The 18,565-nt window shown below is 41.8% G+C and carries 20 protein-coding genes; 16 read left to right on the top strand and 4 right to left on the bottom strand.

The window, feature by feature from the left end; translation table 11 throughout:
- Nucleotides 1–7: 7 nt before the first annotated feature.
- The 14 genes from BLW60_RS08330 (at nucleotide 8) to BLW60_RS17385 (ending at nucleotide 12,078) form a co-directional block, all read left to right on the top strand.
- Nucleotides 8–1,345, top strand: coding sequence for a Mur ligase family protein (locus BLW60_RS08330; RefSeq protein WP_074716285.1), 1,338 nt, complete (start codon nucleotides 8–10; stop codon nucleotides 1,343–1,345).
- Nucleotides 1,342–2,085, top strand: a complete 744-nt coding sequence (locus BLW60_RS08325; protein ID WP_074716284.1) for a type 1 glutamine amidotransferase — start codon at nucleotides 1,342–1,344, stop codon at nucleotides 2,083–2,085. The genes BLW60_RS08330 and BLW60_RS08325 overlap by 4 nt, the downstream gene beginning before the upstream one ends.
- A 121-nt stretch (nucleotides 2,086–2,206) precedes the next feature.
- A complete protein-coding gene (locus BLW60_RS08320) occupies nucleotides 2,207–3,055 on the top strand; it encodes a zinc ribbon domain-containing protein (RefSeq protein ID WP_278289909.1) in 849 nt (282 codons plus the stop codon).
- A gap of 94 nt (nucleotides 3,056–3,149) precedes the next feature.
- The gene (locus BLW60_RS08315; protein WP_074716281.1) at nucleotides 3,150–4,697 is read left to right on the top strand and encodes an oligosaccharide flippase family protein; all 1,548 of its coding nucleotides are present in this window, start codon (nucleotides 3,150–3,152) and stop codon (nucleotides 4,695–4,697) included.
- Between the two features lie 108 nt (nucleotides 4,698–4,805).
- Nucleotides 4,806–6,887: an elongation factor G gene (gene fusA / locus BLW60_RS08310; RefSeq protein ID WP_074716279.1), complete on the top strand. Its 2,082-nt coding sequence runs from the start codon at nucleotides 4,806–4,808 to the stop codon at nucleotides 6,885–6,887.
- 118 nt (nucleotides 6,888–7,005) lie between these two features.
- A complete protein-coding gene (locus BLW60_RS08305; RefSeq protein WP_074716277.1) occupies nucleotides 7,006–8,103 on the top strand; it encodes a CobW family GTP-binding protein in 1,098 nt (365 codons plus the stop codon).
- A gap of 23 nt (nucleotides 8,104–8,126) precedes the next feature.
- Nucleotides 8,127–9,083 (top strand): TIGR03943 family putative permease subunit, encoded by a 957-nt coding sequence (locus BLW60_RS08300; RefSeq protein WP_074716276.1) that lies wholly within the window; start codon nucleotides 8,127–8,129, stop codon nucleotides 9,081–9,083.
- Nucleotides 9,084–9,491: 408 nt separating this feature from the next.
- A complete protein-coding gene (locus BLW60_RS16460; RefSeq protein ID WP_139283389.1) occupies nucleotides 9,492–9,593 on the top strand; it encodes a DUF3789 domain-containing protein in 102 nt (33 codons plus the stop codon).
- Nucleotides 9,583–9,882: a hypothetical protein gene (locus tag BLW60_RS08295; RefSeq protein ID WP_074716273.1), complete on the top strand. Its 300-nt coding sequence runs from the start codon at nucleotides 9,583–9,585 to the stop codon at nucleotides 9,880–9,882. Before BLW60_RS16460 ends, BLW60_RS08295 begins: the two co-directional genes overlap by 11 nt.
- A gap of 94 nt (nucleotides 9,883–9,976) precedes the next feature.
- Complete coding sequence (locus tag BLW60_RS08290; protein WP_074716271.1) at nucleotides 9,977–10,234, top strand: HU family DNA-binding protein; 258 nt, start codon at nucleotides 9,977–9,979, stop codon at nucleotides 10,232–10,234.
- Between the two features lie 50 nt (nucleotides 10,235–10,284).
- Nucleotides 10,285–10,458 (top strand): transposon-encoded TnpW family protein, encoded by a 174-nt coding sequence (locus tag BLW60_RS16230; protein ID WP_081348180.1) that lies wholly within the window; start codon nucleotides 10,285–10,287, stop codon nucleotides 10,456–10,458.
- 119 nt (nucleotides 10,459–10,577) lie between these two features.
- Entirely contained in the window at nucleotides 10,578–11,105 is a 528-nt protein-coding gene (locus tag BLW60_RS17395) for a recombinase family protein (RefSeq protein WP_431768012.1), read from the top strand.
- 45 nt (nucleotides 11,106–11,150) lie between these two features.
- Entirely contained in the window at nucleotides 11,151–11,894 is a 744-nt protein-coding gene (locus tag BLW60_RS17390; protein WP_431768011.1) for a recombinase family protein, read from the top strand.
- Nucleotides 11,866–12,078 (top strand): DUF4368 domain-containing protein, encoded by a 213-nt coding sequence (locus BLW60_RS17385; RefSeq protein WP_431768010.1) that lies wholly within the window; start codon nucleotides 11,866–11,868, stop codon nucleotides 12,076–12,078. The genes BLW60_RS17390 and BLW60_RS17385 overlap by 29 nt, the downstream gene beginning before the upstream one ends.
- Nucleotides 12,079–12,222: 144 nt before the next feature.
- Here the strand turns inward: BLW60_RS17385 and BLW60_RS08275 are convergent, their stop codons facing one another.
- The 4 genes from BLW60_RS08275 to BLW60_RS08265 all read right to left on the bottom strand — a co-directional run bounded on the left by BLW60_RS08275 (nucleotide 12,223) and on the right by BLW60_RS08265 (nucleotide 15,969).
- Nucleotides 12,223–13,032: a zf-HC2 domain-containing protein gene (locus BLW60_RS08275; protein WP_074716269.1), complete on the bottom strand. Its 810-nt coding sequence runs from the start codon at nucleotides 13,030–13,032 to the stop codon at nucleotides 12,223–12,225.
- Between the two features lie 4 nt (nucleotides 13,033–13,036).
- Nucleotides 13,037–13,342 (bottom strand): RNA polymerase sigma factor, encoded by a 306-nt coding sequence (locus BLW60_RS17180; protein WP_242872852.1) that lies wholly within the window; start codon nucleotides 13,340–13,342, stop codon nucleotides 13,037–13,039.
- Between the two features lie 10 nt (nucleotides 13,343–13,352).
- Entirely contained in the window at nucleotides 13,353–13,523 is a 171-nt protein-coding gene (locus BLW60_RS17175; RefSeq protein WP_242872851.1) for an RNA polymerase sigma factor, read from the bottom strand.
- Nucleotides 13,524–13,674: 151 nt separating this feature from the next.
- Entirely contained in the window at nucleotides 13,675–15,969 is a 2,295-nt protein-coding gene (locus BLW60_RS08265) for a heavy metal translocating P-type ATPase (RefSeq protein WP_081348179.1), read from the bottom strand.
- 301 nt (nucleotides 15,970–16,270) lie between these two features.
- Between BLW60_RS08265 and BLW60_RS08255 the strand changes: the two genes are divergently transcribed.
- Nucleotides 16,271–16,864: an RNA polymerase sigma factor gene (locus BLW60_RS08255; protein WP_074716267.1), complete on the top strand. Its 594-nt coding sequence runs from the start codon at nucleotides 16,271–16,273 to the stop codon at nucleotides 16,862–16,864.
- Nucleotides 16,861–18,414 carry a hypothetical protein gene (locus BLW60_RS08250; protein WP_074716265.1) on the top strand — a complete coding sequence of 518 codons (1,554 nt, stop codon included), beginning with the start codon at nucleotides 16,861–16,863 and terminating at the stop codon, nucleotides 18,412–18,414. The genes BLW60_RS08255 and BLW60_RS08250 overlap by 4 nt, the downstream gene beginning before the upstream one ends.
- The last annotated feature ends 151 nt before the right edge of the window (nucleotides 18,415–18,565 follow it).

Below are 18,565 nucleotides of genomic sequence, written 5' to 3'. Positions count from 1 at the left end.
GACGAAATTGAAACGACTTCTCATAATCATCGGAAAAATAATAGTAAAGCTTCTGAAGCTGATGCACCGCAATGCTGGAAATCTGCCCGGTATCGTGCTGTGGCATCTGTCACGGCACAAGGCAGTCTCAATGTTCAAGGTAGAGTGTCCAATTATTGCAATAACAGGCACTAACGGAAAGACATCTGTTACAAACTGCATAGCTCAGCTTTTTGAGCGCAGCGGCAAGAAAATAATCATAAACAAAGAGGGCAACAACCTCGATACGGGAATATGCTCAATGCTCCTGAAATACTGCGATATGTCAGGAAAGGTCAAGGCTGACTACCTTATACTTGAAACAGACGAGTCACACGTACCTGTTGTATATTCACAACTCAAACTGGATACACTTGTGGTGCTGAATTTCTTCCGCGATCAGCTTGACAGAAACGGCGAAATGGAAACCCTTATCCAGAAGATAAACGGCTTTTGCAAGACCTTCGAGGGCAATCTTATCCTCAATGGTGATGATCCTAATACAGCCCGTCTCGGCAGAGCAAACCCCAAGAATAAGAACGTAAGATACTTCCATGCAGAGCCTTATGCTTTTGCTACTGAGAAGATTTTTGAAGCCTCTGAGGGACGTTTCTGTCCATTCTGCGGTGAACCGCTTGAATATGAGTACTATCAGTATTCGCATATCGGAAAGTTCATCTGTAAGAAGTGCGGCTTCGGAAATTATGAGCCCTATATCACCGCAAAGGATATCGACCTTGAAAAAACTGTATTCACAGCTGACGGTCATACCTATTCGCCCAAGCTCAACAGTATCTACAATGTCTATAATATGACAGCAGTTGCAGCAGCAGCAAAGCTCTACAATATCGACCAGAAGATAACGGACGGAGTTATCAACAGCTATACCGTCAAGAACGGACGTATGGAAAACTTCATGCTCGGAAAGAGCAAGGCAACTCTCAATCTTGCAAAAAACCCTGTAGGAGCAAATATGACTCTCCGTGTAATGAACGAGATGAATGGCGAAAAGGAGCTTCTTTTCGTACTTAACGATAATGTTGCGGACGGACTTGACGTTTCGTGGATATATGATATTAATTTCAGCATCTTCGAGAGAGTTTCAAGAGTAGTTACATCAGGTACAAGAGCCTATGACATAGCTGTACGTATCAAGACAGCAGGCTATGATTCTGCGAAGATCGTTGTACGTCCTGATCTTGACAAAGCTGTTGAAGAGCTTGCAAGTACAGAGAGCCGAAAGTTCATAATAGCCAACTATACGGCTGTACAGCCCACAAGAAGCGCACTTAAACGATATATCACAAAGCATGGAGGTAACAAATGAAAACTATAAGAATTCTTCATATGTACGCCGATATGCTTGATCTGTATGGCGACAGCGGAAACATGGAGGTCATGGCTTTCCGCTGCAAAAAGCGCGGTATAGAGTGTCAGATAGACAAGTATTCTATTGACTCGGAAATGCCTGATTTCAGCTCATATGATCTTATATATATAGGCGGTGGTGCTGACCTTGAACAGCAGCATATTTCTGCTGATCTGCTCAAATGCAAAGAAGGTATCGTAAGGGCTTATAAAAACGGCACATTTCTGTTCCTTATATGCGGCGGCTATCAGCTTATGGGAAAATATTACCGTGATGCTGACGGCAACGACATAAAAGGACTTGGGCTTTTCGATTACTTTACCGTAGCTCCAAACAGCCGAAGAAAGCGTTGTATCGGCAATATTGTCATCGAGACAAAGATCACGGGCAAGCCTGTAAAGGTTGTGGGTTTTGAAAACCATGGCGGTCAGACTCAGGGCGTAAATACTCCTTTCGGCAAGGTGCTTTACGGAAACGGCAACTGCTCAAAGAGCGAAGCTGAGGGCTACTGCGAAAAGAATGTCATCGCAACTTATCTTCACGGACCATGTCTCTCAAAAAATCCTGAAATATCTGATTATATGATAGAATACTGCGTAAACAGGGGAGAGTCTGAGCACATTATTATCGATGCTCTCGATGATACTCTTGAAAAGGAATGCAGACAGGTAATGCTGGATAGGCTGCTGAAAAAGTGAGTAGAAAGTAGTGTAGGGAATGCCGCTCTTGGCGTTCCGCCAAAAAAACAATGTAGGGCGGATATTATCCGCCCTTTAAATTTGGAATTGTAGGGACGACCAGTGGTCGTCCTTGTCGAAAATGAATATGATGCTTGTGAAAAGCAACAGACAGTTGCTTGATTTTGTCGGCAGATATGTTATAATAGCATCAGAGGTGATAAACATGGAAACTAAAAGTATTATACTTGAACTAAGAAATAAACATGAGATGTCACAGGACGAGCTTGCAGAAAAGGTATTTGTTACCCGTCAGGCTGTATCACGCTGGGAAAACGGCGACACTGTACCAAATACGGAAACATTAAAGCTTCTTTCACAGCTCTTTGATGTTTCTATAAACACTCTTTTGGGCTCACCGAGAAAGCTCGTATGTCAGTGCTGCGGTATGCCTCTTGAAGACGCAATGATAAGCAAAGAGACTGACGGTTCATTCAACGAGAGCTACTGCAAATGGTGCTATGCAGACGGAAATTATACATATCACGATATGGATGATCTCATAAATGTCTGCGTTAAGCACATGGCAGGACAGGGCTTCACTGAAGAGCAGGCTCGTGAGTACATGAAGGATATGCTGCCGAACCTCAGCTACTGGAAAGATCATAAGGAGCTTGAGGACGGCGGAGCTTTTGAGAAGTTCAAGCAGCAGCTTATTGATGAATTCAACGCACTGAATATCAAGAATATGCCAAAGGTGGAAAAGCTGAATGCTTTAGTGGGAGCATATGTCAATATTGCATATCCTATGCCTAACGGCAGTGTGGTCAAGCTTCTCGATGACAATGCAACTTACCTCGGCAATCAGCTTGAAAGTGAGCTTGGCGACGGTCACTGTTTCGGAATACTTGCAAATGCGGACTTCCTCATGGTCGCTTCATACGGAAAAGACGGTGCAGAACCTGAATTGCTGCTTTATAAAAAGAGATAATATGATTTACAAGACGGACAGCCAAAGTTGTCCGTTTTTGTCATTTTTTATGATGTTTCTCCATATAATGTAGAAGTACATATTGGAGGACATTATGATATTAAAAAGTAAGATCTTACGTGATACCTTTTTGCTAACGGTGATGCAGCTGTTTCTTGATATGGCTGTACTCATGCTGAATGTTTTCATTACAAAGCAGCTTGGAACTTCCGCAATGGGAATATTAAGTTTGATAGGTTCTTTTTTGGGACTTGCAGGCATTTTATCAAACGGAAACGCCTTTTTGTGTATCAGCCGCCTTGTATCTGAAGAACTTGGCAGGAAAAACGGTGATCCGAACAGGGTGCTTTCATATGGCATAAGGCTGTGTCTGATAATGAGCATGATCGTATCGGCGGCAGTAGTTACTTTCTCCGAGACGATAAGTATTCGTTTTTTCAGCGGAGCTCATCTTACTACGGCACTGCGTTTGATGCCATTTGCTCTCATAACAGGAGCTGTTTCTGCCTGCCTGAAAGGATATTTCAATGCCTGCCGAAAAGCAGCAGTAACAGCAGTAGGGGAGATAGTCGAATTCCTTATAAGATGTGCTGTGATTGTTGGCATGACCATGACTGCAGGAGCTTCAACAGAAGATCAGGTATGCAGGATAATGATATTGGGAATAATAGCAGGAAACGCAGTGTCATTGGCTATATTCGGCGCAGCTTATCTGAAATATCGTGAAACGCGCCGAGGTATATGCAGTCTTACATTCTGCAGGTATGCCACATTGTCATTTCCAATAATGGGCGGAAGTATCCTTACAGCTGTTCTGAGCAGTACAAACGACGCACTTATACCCATATATCTCAGACAGTACGGTGACTCGGCAGGCGATGCGTTCAGCAAATTTGGCATATTTGAAGCAATAGTGATACCGACCTTGTTCTTCCCCTCAGTAGTTTTATGCTCAATGTCGGGTATAATTGTAAGTGAAACCGCAAGAGCAAACGCAGAAAAGAACAGTGCAAGGATAAAACAGCTGACGAATAAGATAAGCTCATGGACTCTTATGTTTTCGGTTTTTGCTGCGGCTGTTCTTATGCGTTTCGGAGTACAGATAGGTGAACTTCTCGGCGGCGGAGAGCTTGCCGGCAGAATGATAACAGTTATTGCTCCTGTTATACCTTTTATATATATGGAGATAGTTCTTGAAGCTCTTATAAAAGGATTGGGACTGCAAAGCTTTTCATCAATGAATTATCTTGCTGAATACATTATCAGAATTGCAGCTGTACTTATCCTTATTCCGCGTATCGGCTTTTACGGGATAGTCATCTCATACTATGCAAGCAACGTTTTCGGTAACTGTGCCCGTTTCATCAAAATAACAAATGTTACAAGAGTCAGAAGGAAACTTTGTGGAACATTTCTTTTGCCTGTAATTCTTGCAGCTTCAACAATGTATGCAGCAGAAATGTGCCTTGATATCTGTAATATAGCCGTTAGCAGTATTTTTTCGATCGTTGTTTATGCTATACTCTGGGGAACTGCTTATTTCGCAATTTTCTGCTCATTGGGAAAAGTTCGCCTATTTGATAAAACAGCAGAAGATGTTTTTGTCAATACTGCACAACATATGGATAAGCCTGTATTGTAAAATGTAGAAAATTTTCTGTTAGTATTGCAATTTTTTTATTAATGAATTATAATATTGTTATGCCGTACATCAAAAGCGGATAAACCATTTAAGAGGAGAAACTTTACCATGAAAGAATATGATGTAAACAAGGTCAAAAACATAGCATTCGCAGGCCATAACGGCTCAGGAAAAACTTCTCTTGCAGAGGCAATCCTTTACAAGGCAGGAGCTTCCGATCGTCTTGGCAAGACTGCTGACGGCACAACAATTTGCGATTACGATCCCGAAGAGATAAAGAGAAAGATCTCAATAGGTACTTCTCTTGCATCTTTTGAATATAATGATCTTAAAGTAAATCTGCTTGACACACCGGGCTTATTCGATTTTGCAGCTGAAATGATAGAAGGTATCAGGGCTTCCGATACGGTCATGATAACTGTATCTGCAAAATCAGGCGTAAAGGTCGGCGCAAGAAAGGCTTATGAGGAAGCTGTAAAGCAGGGCAAGTCAAAGATGTTCGTTGTTACCAAGATAGATGACAAGGACGCTAACTTTTTCAATGTCCTCACCGAGCTTAAAACAGTATTCGGACCTACAGTTTGCCCTGTAGTAGTTCCTGTTATAAGCAATGGTCAGATCGTTGAATATGTAAATCTCATTGAGATGAAGTGTTATAAATATGACGATAAGGGCAATGCTATAGAGACAGAAATGCCTACAGCCGAGATATCCGAAAAGTTCGAATATCGTGTTGACGGACTTGTTGCAGCTGTTTCTGAGGCTGTTGCAGAGACTTCCGAGGAGCTTATGGAGAAGTTCTTTGAGGGTGAGGCATTCACTCAGAAAGAGCTTATCGACGGTATCCATGACGGTATGAACAGAGGTATCATCACACCTGTTGTATGCACATCAGCTGCTGATCTTGCAGGTATAGATATGCTTCTCAAGGAGATAGAGCTTCTGCTTCCTTCACCTAATGAAGTATATGCTGCTGAGGCTTATACAGCTACAAAGGACGTTACAGAAGTAAAGTGTGACGTTAACGATCCGCTTTCAGCGTTCGTATTCAAGACAGTTGCCGATCCGTTCGTTGGCAAGATGTCATTTATAAGAGTTATGTCAGGCAAGCTTGCTGCTAACTGTGATGTTGTAAATTCAACAACTGGTGGAGCAGAAAAGATAGGCAAGCTTTATACTCTTTGCGGAAAGAAGCAGACAGAAGTATCGGCTGCATATGCAGGCGATATCGTAGTTGCTTCAAAGATCTCCGCAAATACAGGCGATACACTTTCAGACTCTTCAAGAGTTGTTGAATTCGCTAATATGGAATTCCCGAGACCTTGCTATTCTATGGCTGTAAAGGCTAAAGCACAGGGCGATGAGGCTAAGATCTCAACAAGTATGCAGCGTCTTATTGAGGAAGATCCTACTTTGACATATGAGCAGGACGATACCACAAAGGAGCAGATACTGAGCGGTCTCGGCGAGCAGCATATCGAAGTTGCAGCTGCAAAGCTCAAGACAAAGTTTGGTGTTGAGGTAAATCTTACAGTGCCTAAGATAGCTTATAAGGAGACTATCCGAAAGAAGGTAAAGGTACAGGGAAGACATAAGAAGCAGTCAGGCGGTCATGGTCAGTTCGGTGACGTATGGATAGAGTTTGAGCCATGCGTAAGCGATACACTCGTATTTGAGGAGAAGATCTTCGGCGGTGCTGTTCCTAAGAACTACTTCCCGGCAGTACAGAAGGGACTTGAAGAAAGCGTCAGAAAGGGCGTACTTGCAGGCTGCCCTGTAGTTGGTCTGAAGGCTATACTTGTAGACGGTTCTTATCACCCTGTTGACTCTTCGGAAATGGCATTCAAGACAGCTGCTTCCATTGCGTACAAGGAAGGTCTGAGACAGGCTGATCCTGTAATGCTTGAGCCTATCGGCGAGCTTAAAGTAGTTGCTCCTGATGAAAATACAGGTGATATCATGGGCGAACTCAACAAGCGCAGAGGCAGAGTTCTCGGTATGGAGCCTGTTGGCAACGGAAATACCATGATACAGGCAGAAGTTCCTATGCGTGAGATGCACGATTTTGCAATGTATCTCCGTCAGACTACAAGAGGTCTCGGAAGCTTCACACTTGATTTCGTAAGATATGAGCAGCTTCCTGCAAATCTCCTTGCAGAGGTCATCTCAGCAGTAGGCAATGTTGAATAAGTAATAATTGGGCTGCCGCATTTGCGGCAGCCTTTTCTGTTGTATTGGGGGTTGATTTATTTTTGTCAATGTGGTATAATATAACTTGAACTATTTTTATGAAAGAAGTGTTGTTCACATGACAAAGATCACTATTTTCTCGGGCTTTCTTGGTGCAGGAAAGACCACTCTTATAAAGAAGCTCATACAGGAAGGATACAAGGGCGAAAAGCTGGTGCTTATCGAGAACGAATTCGGTCAGATAGGCATTGACGGCGGTTTCTTACAGGACGCAGGTGTTGAGATAACTGAAATGAACTCAGGTTGTATCTGCTGTAGCCTTGTTGGCGACTTCGGCAAGGCACTCGAAAAGGTACTTGCTGACTATGCTCCAGACCGTATCCTTATTGAGCCTTCAGGCGTTGGCAAGCTCAGTGACGTTATTCGTGCAGTGCAGAATATAAACGCGCATGACGTAGAGCTTGACGGCTTTACAACTGTTGTTGACGCTAAGAAGTATAAGATGTATATGAAGAATTTCGGTGAATTCTTTGATAATCAGATAACATATGCAAGCTGTCTCATACTCAGCCATACAAGCGGACTTTCACAGGATAAGCTTGATGACTGCGTAAAGAGCCTGCGTGAGAAAAACCCTGCTGCACCTATAGTTACAACTGAATGGGATCAGCTTACAGGCGCACAGCTCGTTGACGCTATGACTCAGAAGAACACTCTTGATGATGAACTCAAAGAGCTCCTTGAAGAGGCTGCACATCATGATCATCATCACCACCATTATCACGACGAAGAAGAGCATGAGCACCACCACCATGATCATGATGAGCATTGTCATCACCATGACCATGATGAAGAACACGAACATCATCATGACCACGGTCCTGACTGTACCTGCGGCTGCCATGACCATGATCACGACCATCATCACCATCACCATGCAGATGATGTATTCACAAGCTGGGGCAGAGAGACTACAAGAACCTATACTCCCGAAGAGATCACAAACGCGCTCAACGCGCTTGGTGATGAGGAGAAGTACGGTATGATACTTCGTGCGAAGGGAATAGTTGCAGGAACTGACGGAAAGTGGATACACTATGATTACGTTCCCGGAGTACCTGATGTTCGTACAGGAAGTGCAAGCACAATTGGCAGACTCTGTGTTATCGGTTCTAAGATAAACGAGGAAGCAATTGCCGAGCTTTTCAAAGCCTGAACAAACGAAAGGAGCTGTAAAACGTGCCTAATCAGGACGAATTAATACCGATATACCTGTTCCTCGGCTTCCTTGAGTCGGGAAAGACAAAGTTCATACAGGAAACACTTGAGGACAGACGCTTCAATAAGGGTGAAAAAACTCTCCTTCTCGTATGTGAGGAGGGAATTGAAGAGTTCGATATCTCAAAGATGCCGAAGAAGAATATCGTTATAAAAGTAATTGACGATAAGTCAGAGTTTACTGAGGAAAACTTCACAAAACTGCTGAAAGAGAGCGGTGCTGAGCGTATCGTATGTGAATATAACGGTATGTGGACTATGGACGAGTTCTTCAAGGCAATGCCTGACGAGACTACTATCGCTCAGGTTATGTGCTTTGTTGATGCTACAACATTCATGAACTACAATGCAAATATGAGAAGCCTTGTGGTCGATAAATTCAACAATACCGAAATGGTGTGCTTTAACCGTTTTGAGGAAAAATATGATCCTAATGAATTCCACAAGATCGTAAGGGGAGTAAGCAGAAGAGCAGAGATAGTATATGAATACTCTGACGGCAGAGTTGCATACGATGATATCGAAGATCCGCTCCCGTTTGACGTCGAAGCTGACGAGATCATTCTTGAGGATAAGGACTTCGCTCTTTGGTACCGTGATATTATGGATGAGCCTATGAAATATGACGGTAAAACCATGACTTTCAAAGCACTTACTGCAAAGAATTCCAAATTCCCTGAGAATACCTACGCTGTAGGTCGTCATATAATGACCTGCTGTGTTGAGGATATACAGTACTGCTGGCTTGTTGCTCAGGACGACAGCGGCAAAGAACCACCAAATAAGGAATGGATAACAATTACAGGAAAGATAAGTGTTCAGAAGCATAAGCTTTACCGCGGAAAAGGTCCTGTGCTCTATGTTCAGAGCTATGGAAAAGCAGAAGCTCCCGAGCAGCCTGTTGCTACATTTTATTAAAAAAATGCTCCCTTTTAGCTGGGGCAAGCGAAAGAAGTTATACGAAAAGACGGTATATAGCGGAATCGCAAATAGAACAGCCCGATACTTATGCGAGTATCGGGCTGCTTTCACATATATGCACTATCTTTGCTGTTCAAAAAGATAATAGTAGAAGAGCGAATGTTCTTGTTTTAACAGTCGCTCTCTTTTTTATCACTAATCAGAACATTTGTTTTGTAACACTTAAAAAATAATTCACTTTTTCACATCAGTTTTCAATTCCAGAACACCTGACACATTACAATCAAAATTAAGCCTTACAGGTTCAGCCGTTATGAGTTCATTAAAATAATCAAGCTGTGTTTTCTTTAGACTATATCGCCAAACCTGCTGCAAAGCGCAAAGCAATATAAACGGAGGTATTCTATGGGACATTTTATTGCAGGATTATTCGTAGGCGGTGCAGTCAGTGCGTTTGCAATGGCACTCTGCATCGCCGCAAAGACAGGTGACGATTATGAGCGTTGAAAAGCAGACGGCAGATTTCCTTTATCTGCTCTGCTGTTACATTAAAGCCAATCCCGATTGTATAGTCGCTGTAAAGGATCATAATACTGTGTCAGCAGATAAGCAGCCGCTCGCTTACTGCGATGATACCTATTATTATATCCGACCGGAAATCTATATCCCGTGTTTTCGTGCGGTCGAATATCCCGAACACAAGGTCGATATGCTTCTGATCCTTCGTAAGCTGTTTGCAATGGACTATATAAAGGTACATTGGATTCTTACGGGACAGGTGCGTTACCGTCCGTAGAAACGTGTCGGGAAAACAAGAAAGCGGTACATCACCTTGTACCGCAAGCAGCTTGATAATTTCTTGAATGAACATTTTAAGAAGGAGGCTGACAATGAACAGAAGTGATTTTGTAAAGGCTGTCGCAGCACAAAAAGACATCAGCCGCAGACAGGCATACAATAGTGTCAATGCTGTTATGGATACACTTCGCCTTCTGCTTTCAAAAGGGGAAAAAATAGAGATCGGCGGATTCGGTACATTTGAAGTTCTGACCGATCTGCACGGAGTACGTATTCCGACCTTCAAAGGCGGAAAAGCATTGAAACGTGTTCTGAATACGCCGATTGATGAGGAGAAAAAAGAGTTTTGAGTACATAGTAGCTCAATTCATTACAGACTCAATATCTGTAAGGAGGCTAAATGGATAACAAAATAAAAATGAATAACGCAGAAGCAAGCGATACAGAATATAAATTCGGTCATACGACCTATATTGTTGAATTGCATTTTTGTTTGGAATGTAAGGAAACACTGGAGGATGTAGTTAAAAGGCTGATCGTTCATGATGTAGAACGGGTAAAAAAACAGAAATAAAGCCGTGATATAAAAATACAGCGGATTTTAAAATTTAACGCTTTAAAGTCATGAATTTTATTTGAAGATGTGGTATAATATAGTTGCGAATCCGCTGTAGCTTGTCGGAAAGTGAGGATATGATGAGAGAAGATAAGATTACAGCTTTATATTGCCGCCTCTCGCAAGACGATCTCCTTGCAGGTGAGAGCAACAGCATTACCAACCAAAAGGAAATTCTGCTCAAGTATGCGAAAGAAAACGGCTTTCCGAATCCGCAGTTCTATGTGGATGACGGCTGGAGCGGAACCACCTTACAAAGACCTGACTTTATGCGAATGGTACAGGATATGGAGGACGGTAAAGTTGGCATCATCGTAACAAAAGACCTTAGTCGTCTCGGCAGAGATTATCTGAGAACCGGTGAGTACATTGAGATCATCTTTCCTGAATTTGATGTCCGGTACATTGCGATCAATGATGCAGTCGATACAGCCAAGAGCGAAAACGAACTGATGGCATTTAAAAATATTTTTAATGACTGGTTCGCTCGTGATACCTCGAAAAAAATCAAGGCTGTGTTCCGTGCAAAGGGGCAGTCAGGCAAGCCACTTTCAACACTTCCGCCTTACGGTTACAGAAAAACTGAACAGGATAAGCATATCTGAGAGATAGACGATGAATCGGCTGCGATAGTTCGGCGTATTTTCCAAATGTGTATCGAAGGCTTCGGTCCTGATCAGATTGCCAAAAAGCTATCTTCTGAAAAAGTGCTGATCCCTATAGCCTATGCTATATCCAAAGGGTACATTGCGTCAGGAAATTACAAATATCCGACAAGGTGGAATGACAGCACGGTCGTCAAGATTCTGGAGCACATGGAATATCTCGGACACACTGTCAACTTCAAAACGCATCGAAAATCTTATAAGATCAAAAAGAAGATGCAGACACCAAGAGAGGAATGGAAAATCTTTGAGAACACGCATCCCGCAATAATCACGCAGCACGACTTTGACTTGGTGCAGGCACTTCGGCAGAATCGTCGAAGGATGCAGAAATGTGAGGAACTCAATCCGTTCTCAGGCATGGTGTACTGTGCGGACTGCGGCGCAAAGATGTATCTTTGCAGGGCAAGAACCCAACCGAAAAATCAGGACCATTTGAAATGCAGTACCTATGCAAAGGATCAGTTGGAATGCAGTGCTCATTATATTAGAACAGTTGTATTGCAGGAGTTGGTTCTGAAAGAGCTTAATAAGCTTTTGGACACTATACATGAGCATGAGGACGAATTTGTTCAGTTAGCAATGGAACGTTCAGCCGTCGATCATGAATATGACCTGAAAAAGGCAAAGCGTACACTGTATAAGAATGAAAAGCGTATTGCTGAACTGGACAAGCTGTTCACAAGATTGTATAAGGATAATGTTTCCGGCAAAATTACAGAAGTATGAGCATATCACAGAGCTTACGCCTGAGATTATGCATGAGTTGATTGAACGTATCGTCGTTCATGCACCGGATAAGTCCAGTGGTCATCGTCAGCAGAAGGAGGATATTTATTTTCGCTTTCGTGTTGCTGTTGCTTCGGCGGTACTTTCAAGAAAAGACTATGATAAAAGAAGAAAGGTTGCGTAACCGTAGTTACGCAACCTAACATAAGGATTACAAAACTTCTTTTGGAACCCCCCTGTTTACAAGGGGGCATTACTTTTAACACGTATTTCAACAATGTGTTGAAATATCTGTCAACAACTTGAAAGAAAATATATAAAAAGCATATCAAGACTGTTCTTCTATCATAAGGTCACTGAAAGTATAAGGTCTTATGACTATATCATCATCACGGCAGTGTATAGTCAGAGTTGTATCCATAGTAAGATATTCAATAGGGAAATCGAAGTACATAGTATTTGACTCATTCTGTATACACTTGTTCATATCCTGTCTGAACGGCAGACATGGGCGAAATTCTGCTTCAACGTTTAATGAGGGATATGGGGCGAATGTTACTTTTTCTCTTACAGCTTTAAATGAAGTTTCAACATGGACTCCTATACGTAATTTTCCCCACGGGACGACTTTTCCGTTTGACGGAACAGGCTTGCCGTTTTCATCAAGCAGCTTTTCACCATTTACGTATACACAGTCATTTGTTTTATCTATTTTGATATCTTTCTCTTCTTTGCCTTGTATTGGGACTATAAATGGATGATTTTCGTCATCGTCTGGATTTGGATATCGGTATTGTACTCCGTAATTCGTTACTTCAGGGATAAATGATATCTGATCGGTTTTTGCAAGCCGAGGGTGCAGGCAGAAAAGCTCATATGCAGTTCCGAGAAGAACAACTGCCAACAGGATAAATGCGAAGAATATTTTTGTAAGGCGCATTTTTTTCTTGACTTTTTTCAGCGGCTCTATGTTCTTTGAAGCTGTATCAAGCTTTATATCGCCGTTTTTCATATCTTCATATACTTTTTTGCAGTCATCACATTCTGCAATATGCTTTTCAACTTCTTCCTTGCTTACATCGGAAAGTGCATCGTCACAGTACAGCGGGAGAAGGTCTTTTATTATCTCACATCTCATAGTGTTACTCCTTTCTCAGTTTTTGTTTGGCACGATAGTATGTCACTCTTGCCCAGCTTCCGTTCTTGCCAAAAAGCTGACCGATTTCATCAAAAGACATAGCACCTGTTGCTCTTAGAAGTATTATCTCTTTTTCTCGCTCAGGCAGTTCGTGTATCTGTTTGAGAATGTACATCTTAGTATCATTGCTCTCAGTCTGTTTATCGGGTGGTATGATACTGATGTCAAGTGCGGATATATCAGGCTCCTGTGAAGTGGACGGGTGATATTTCCTGCGTTTGAGCTCTGTACACCACAGATTTTTTTGCAATCTGACACAGTCATGTACAGACTGAGCATTTATTTTTGAATGTTTTTAGGGAACGCATTGCCTGCAGAAAGGTTTCCTGTGTGAGATCTTGCGCTGTATCAGGTTCACGGGTAATACTTATAAGATAGGCATAGACCTTTTGACCGTATTTTTCGTAATAGTCTTCGATCTCCTTGTTCATCCGCATCACTCCTTTCACTTTTTTAGAAGCTTCTGTAATTTAGTAACCTGAGTGAATGAAACGTTACATATTTTCAGAAAAAAATCACCGAGCCCAAATAAAGGCTCGGTGATCTTATATAATTATAGTATAAAATCAAGTAAATGGCAAGTTATTTGTATTTTTTAGTATTGAGTACTCGAATAGAATTAAGGATAAGCAGCATTGCAGTTCCTGAGTCTGCAAAGACTGCGAGCCACATATTGGGGTGACCTAAAAGTCCGAGAATAAGTACTACAGCCTTTATTGCAAGTGCAAATATGATATTCTCCATTGAAATGCGCATGGTCTTGTCAGCAATTTTCTTTGCTCTGACTACCGCATCAGGTTCGGAATTCATAAATATAGCGTCAGCAGCTTCAAGTGCGAGGTCAGAGCCACTCTGCATTGCACCGCCTACGTCTGCACCTGCAAGAACAGGTCCGTCGTTGAATCCGTCACCAACAAACATAACTGCACCGCATTCCTTTCGCATGGCTTCGATCTCTTTGAGCTTGCCGTCAGGGAGAAGGTCGCCTTTTCCACTGTCGATGCCGAGCTGTTTTGCAATGGCAGCTGCATTTTCAGATTTGTCGCCTGTGAGCATTGCTGTTCTGACTCCCATAGCTTTAAGCTGTTTTACAGCATTCGCCGAGGTCTTTTTTACGATATCGGAAACGATTATCCTTCCTTCGATCCTGCCGTCAACTGCAATATATACAACACTGCCGAGCGGTACTTCTTTATCATTGACTGTGATATTATTTTCTGACATAAGACGTTCATTGCCGCAGATAATATTCTTACCGCCGATAACAGCAGTAACGCCTCGTCCTGCAATTTCTCCTGATTTTTCTGCTTCTGTAAGCTTTGCACCATTCTCGCGACAGTATTCAACGATGCTTTCTGCAACAGGGTGAGTTGAGTATTGCTCACAGCTTCCGCATATTGAAAGCAACTCGTTTGAACTCATATCGCCGTATGATACTATTTCTGTTACTGTGAAGCAGCCGTCTGTGAGAGTTCCTGTCTTATCGAATGCAATAGCATTTACTTTGCCCAGTGCTTCAATGGCATTTCCGCCCTTGAAGAGTATGCCCAGCTTTGAAGCTGCACCGATACCCGAGAAGTACGCAAGAGGCACGCTGAGAACAAGTGCGCAGGGACAGCTTATAACGAGAAATGTAAGTGCAGAATATACCCATTTGCTCCAGTTGCCTGTGATAAGCGAAGGAACGATGGCTGTCAGAAGAGCTGTAGCGATAACGATAGGAGTATATACCTTGGCAAAGCGTGTGATAAATCGGTCGATGTGAGGCTTTTCTGCGGAAGCGTCCTCGACTGCCTGTGCTATCTTTGATATCATGGAGTCATCGGCAGCAGCAGTTGCTTTCAGTGTGAATGTTTCAGAAAGATTTATACAGCCTGAGTGTACTTTGTCGCCTTTATGAACGATGAGCGGAACGGGTTCACCATTTACAGCTGAGGTATCTATTTTTGACTCGCCCGACTCTATTATTCCGTCGGCAGCTATTCTTTCGCCTGGTTTTATTCGGAGTATATCACCGACTTTGATATTATCTGAATCAACTCTGATAAATTCACCGTTTACGAGCACATCTGCTTCTTTTACTTTGTATGCCGCAACATCGGTTATAGCCTTGCGGCTGCGTGATACAGCGTAATCCTCAAAAAGCTCTCCTATGCGGAAGAAAAGTACAACTCCAACAGCCTCTGCATATTCACCGAGAGCAAATGCTCCGATAGTCGCAACTGTCATAAGGAAATTTTCATCGAATAGGTTCTTGTTTTTGAGGTTTTTTAATGTAGCTTTAAGAACATTGAAGCCGAGAATAAGGTATGCAATAACATAAAGACTTACTGTCAGCGGCTTTATATCAATGAATTTGTCGCATATGACCGCTGCTGCAAAAAAGGCTATACCTATTACAAGAGTCAATATCTCATGTGAAAGACTTTCGTGACTTTCGGCGTGATCGTGAGTATGTTCATGAGAATGTGCTTTTTCATGGTTGTGTTCATGTTCATGGTCATGTCCGCAGCAGCACTCTTCACTGTGATGATGTTCATGCTCATGTTTTGGGTGATGTTCATGTTCGCAGTCACATTCATCATCGTGATGATGATGTCCATGATCATGACCACAGCAGCATTTCTCACCGTGATGATGTGAGTGAGTTTTTAATTCTTTTTCAATAGGGGAGATGACAACACCTGCTTCTATTGACGAAGCGACTTTGTTTATTTCAGTTAAAAGTTCATCAGTGAGTTCACCTTTTATTTTAAACTTTTTCATGGGGAAGTTCAAAACAGCTGACTCTATACCCTCAAGCTTGTTTATGGCTTCTTCGATCTTTGCACCGCAGTGAGCGCAGTCAAGATTTGATATCGAAAAGATCTTCTCCATAAAGTCACCATCCTTTCAAACATATGAATATCTGTTCATATGTTTAATATATCATATTTTGAGATGTTTGTCAATAGGTAAGGTTATAATATTGCAAATTTTCTTTTTTGATGATATAATTTTGATAACACGATGCAATTATGTTATAAATGACTAACTACATAAAAAATAATTTTGAAATTTTTCGTCTTTTTGGGCATCTGAAAACACTTATATATGAAAGCTTTCACAGGAGCTTCAGAGGAGCTTGCAAGTCAGGGAGATATTCCTGCCTCTGATAACCGAAAAGGAGTGATATATAATGGATGCCGATACGAATTTCATCAGCGGAGGTGACGGAGCAATTTTTACTTCTTTTACAAAGAAAGATAGGATCAATGAAGCGGATAGTACCGTAAATGAATTAATAGCAAGCTGCAAGACATCGAAAGAGAGTCTGAGCCGGCTGTACGTTATGTTCAAGGATACGGTATTTGCCGTTGGATTTGGTATAACCTCTGACTATCATCTTGCTGAGGACTGCGTGACCGAGACCTTTGTAAGACTAACGCAGGTAAAACATTTTTCCGCCAAAAAAGGGGACGGCAAGGGATTTATAATCACTATAGCCCGCAACGTTGCATTTGAGCTTCGCCGAAGATACAAGAAAGAGATAACGAATTTTATAATACAGAGCTACGGCGAAGCAGAAAAGACTGTCGAGGACAGTATTTACATAAATCAGCTTCTAAAGCATTTAAATGAAAAGCAAAGGGAAACTGTCATTCTGAAATGCTGTGCAGAGCTTACTTTCAAGCAGATAGCGCAGGTAATGAAATGCCCTGAGACAACAGCGAAATCAAGGTACAAGAAAGCAATAACCATTTTACAGGAAAAGGCAGGTGAAGATCAGTGAAAAAGAAAAATGATATAGTGGGAGATCTGGAATTTGAGAAGCTGCTTAAGGACAAGATGAACGAGCTTTCGTCCTCTGTGGACTGTTTTGATAAGATCTCCGCAAGAGCTTTTCCTGAGAACGATTCGGATTTTTCCGACAGCGAGTTTACCGTAAGAGACCTTGAAAATGTTACGGGCAGACGCAAGGCAGTGCCTGTGCTGAAATGGACAGCAGTAGCTGCGGCAGCGGTATTGTTTGTGGGGATACTTTCCCGGACAGCGTTCGTACAGGAATTCATTTCAAATATCGGCAAAGATAACGATAGCCGGTATAGGTCGATATTAGCGGAAATATCAGAAGAAAACATTGAACACACTTATAAAATATATGATATGCCGCTGAAAGAATACATTGAAAAGGACGTTCTGATCACGCCGTATTACAGCTGCCCGTTTTATGAAGATGAGAAAGACGATATCAATGTACGCATATATATAAGAATGTACAACGAACTGCCGACAAACCAGATCTATGCAGTTGAATATGCAGGCGATTACGACAAAAACAATATACTTGCCGTTGCAGAATCGAAAGCCAAATTCACTGATTCAGACTTTGAGAAGCTTGGACTATATGATGTTTTAGATGACAACCTGACACAGTACACAGTCAACAAAGAATTTTTTGGAAGTAAAAGAGATGATGTGCTTGACGGTGACGGTCAGAAAGTAATGGCTGCTTCTTTTATGTACGATCATTTATTCAAGTATAATGATAACGTAGATCTGCTGTACACCGAGGTATTGTACTGTAATTATATGAAAGATAACCGTCAGTATTTTTACGATATGGCTGCTACAGCTATTGACGAAGAGACAGGTCAGCGTTATTTATTTGAAATGCCTGACGAAAAAGATATGTGGAACTGTTCCGTTTATTTTAACGGTACATCGGTAATGCCAAAAGAAGATCATTCTTTGTTCATGCGTAAAAAATATTTTACAAGTAAGCCGAATGACGAAAGCAACGGCAGTTCTCTGAACTATTATAAACCATATGCCAATGTTGGTGAAGATATTTTGGACGGTGGTTTAGATCATCTGGAAATCAAAAACTATCCTAACGGCGATTATGCAATGGATAATTCGGAATTACAGCAGTTCAATCAGTTTACTGACAATAATGACAGTGACAGCAGCAAATTTAATTTATTCGGCTTCTCCCTTGAGTTCACTTCAGAAGGTGACGATGAGTACATCGGTGAACGTGTGCTTGATACACCTGCTTGTGCTTATTCAAAGAAAAGCATGAAGATATATACCGCAGGAGTAAGCTTCCTTATGTATTCTTCTTACAGTGACCCGTATATTGGCATAAAAATAGCAGGCAGTGATAATATATTAAAGATACACAGAAACGATATATGCTATGATATAGATAATTCAGAAGATACTATCAATGCCGAAAATGCACAGATACAGTCAGCTATAGAAGATAATTATAAAAGTCAGGTTGAAGCTAAAAAGAATTATGAAGAAATGCAAAAAGATCAGTTGATCGGTGATTAAAAGCTTACGGCAACTCGCTGACGTTTAAGCTGAATTGCAAAAGAAAGATAAGATACAGCCCTTCGTTTATACGAGGGGCTGTTTTTTTGCAAAAAAGTGCTGCCTGTAACGGATTGGATTACAGACAGCTGAGTGAGGAAGTGATTGGGTG

The sequence above is a fragment of the Ruminococcus flavefaciens genome, assembly GCF_900108555.1.
In the GTDB taxonomy this organism is placed as follows: Bacteria; Bacillota; Clostridia; order Oscillospirales; family Ruminococcaceae; genus Ruminococcus; species Ruminococcus flavefaciens_P.
Note: the sequence above shows the minus strand (reverse complement) of the source record. Positions and strands in the feature narration are given on the sequence as shown.

Bases quoted from the DNA above. Each gene is read 5' to 3' on its own strand.
- BLW60_RS08290 (WP_074716271.1), top strand. From the start codon at position 9,977: ATGAACAGAAGTGATTTTGTAAAGGCTGTCGCAGCACAAAAAGACATC.
- BLW60_RS08255 (WP_074716267.1), top strand. From the start codon at position 16,271: ATGGATGCCGATACGAATTTCATCAGCGGAGGTGACGGAGCAATTTTT.
- BLW60_RS08320 (WP_278289909.1), top strand. From the start codon at position 2,207: ATGAATATGATGCTTGTGAAAAGCAACAGACAGTTGCTTGATTTTGTC.
- BLW60_RS17385 (WP_431768010.1), top strand. From the start codon at position 11,866: ATGTTTCCGGCAAAATTACAGAAGTATGAGCATATCACAGAGCTTACG.
- BLW60_RS08275 (WP_074716269.1), bottom strand. From the start codon at position 13,032: ATGAGATGTGAGATAATAAAAGACCTTCTCCCGCTGTACTGTGACGAT.
- BLW60_RS08265 (WP_081348179.1), bottom strand. From the start codon at position 15,969: ATGGAGAAGATCTTTTCGATATCAAATCTTGACTGCGCTCACTGCGGT.
- BLW60_RS08325 (WP_074716284.1), top strand. From the start codon at position 1,342: ATGAAAACTATAAGAATTCTTCATATGTACGCCGATATGCTTGATCTG.
- BLW60_RS16460 (WP_139283389.1), top strand. From the start codon at position 9,492: ATGGGACATTTTATTGCAGGATTATTCGTAGGCGGTGCAGTCAGTGCG.
- BLW60_RS16230 (WP_081348180.1), top strand. From the start codon at position 10,285: ATGGATAACAAAATAAAAATGAATAACGCAGAAGCAAGCGATACAGAA.
- BLW60_RS17395 (WP_431768012.1), top strand. From the start codon at position 10,578: ATGATGAGAGAAGATAAGATTACAGCTTTATATTGCCGCCTCTCGCAA.
- BLW60_RS08315 (WP_074716281.1), top strand. From the start codon at position 3,150: ATGATATTAAAAAGTAAGATCTTACGTGATACCTTTTTGCTAACGGTG.
- fusA (WP_074716279.1), top strand. From the start codon at position 4,806: ATGAAAGAATATGATGTAAACAAGGTCAAAAACATAGCATTCGCAGGC.
- BLW60_RS08295 (WP_074716273.1), top strand. From the start codon at position 9,583: ATGAGCGTTGAAAAGCAGACGGCAGATTTCCTTTATCTGCTCTGCTGT.
- BLW60_RS17390 (WP_431768011.1), top strand. From the start codon at position 11,151: ATGTGTATCGAAGGCTTCGGTCCTGATCAGATTGCCAAAAAGCTATCT.
- BLW60_RS17175 (WP_242872851.1), bottom strand. From the start codon at position 13,523: ATGAACAAGGAGATCGAAGACTATTACGAAAAATACGGTCAAAAGGTC.
- BLW60_RS08305 (WP_074716277.1), top strand. From the start codon at position 7,006: ATGACAAAGATCACTATTTTCTCGGGCTTTCTTGGTGCAGGAAAGACC.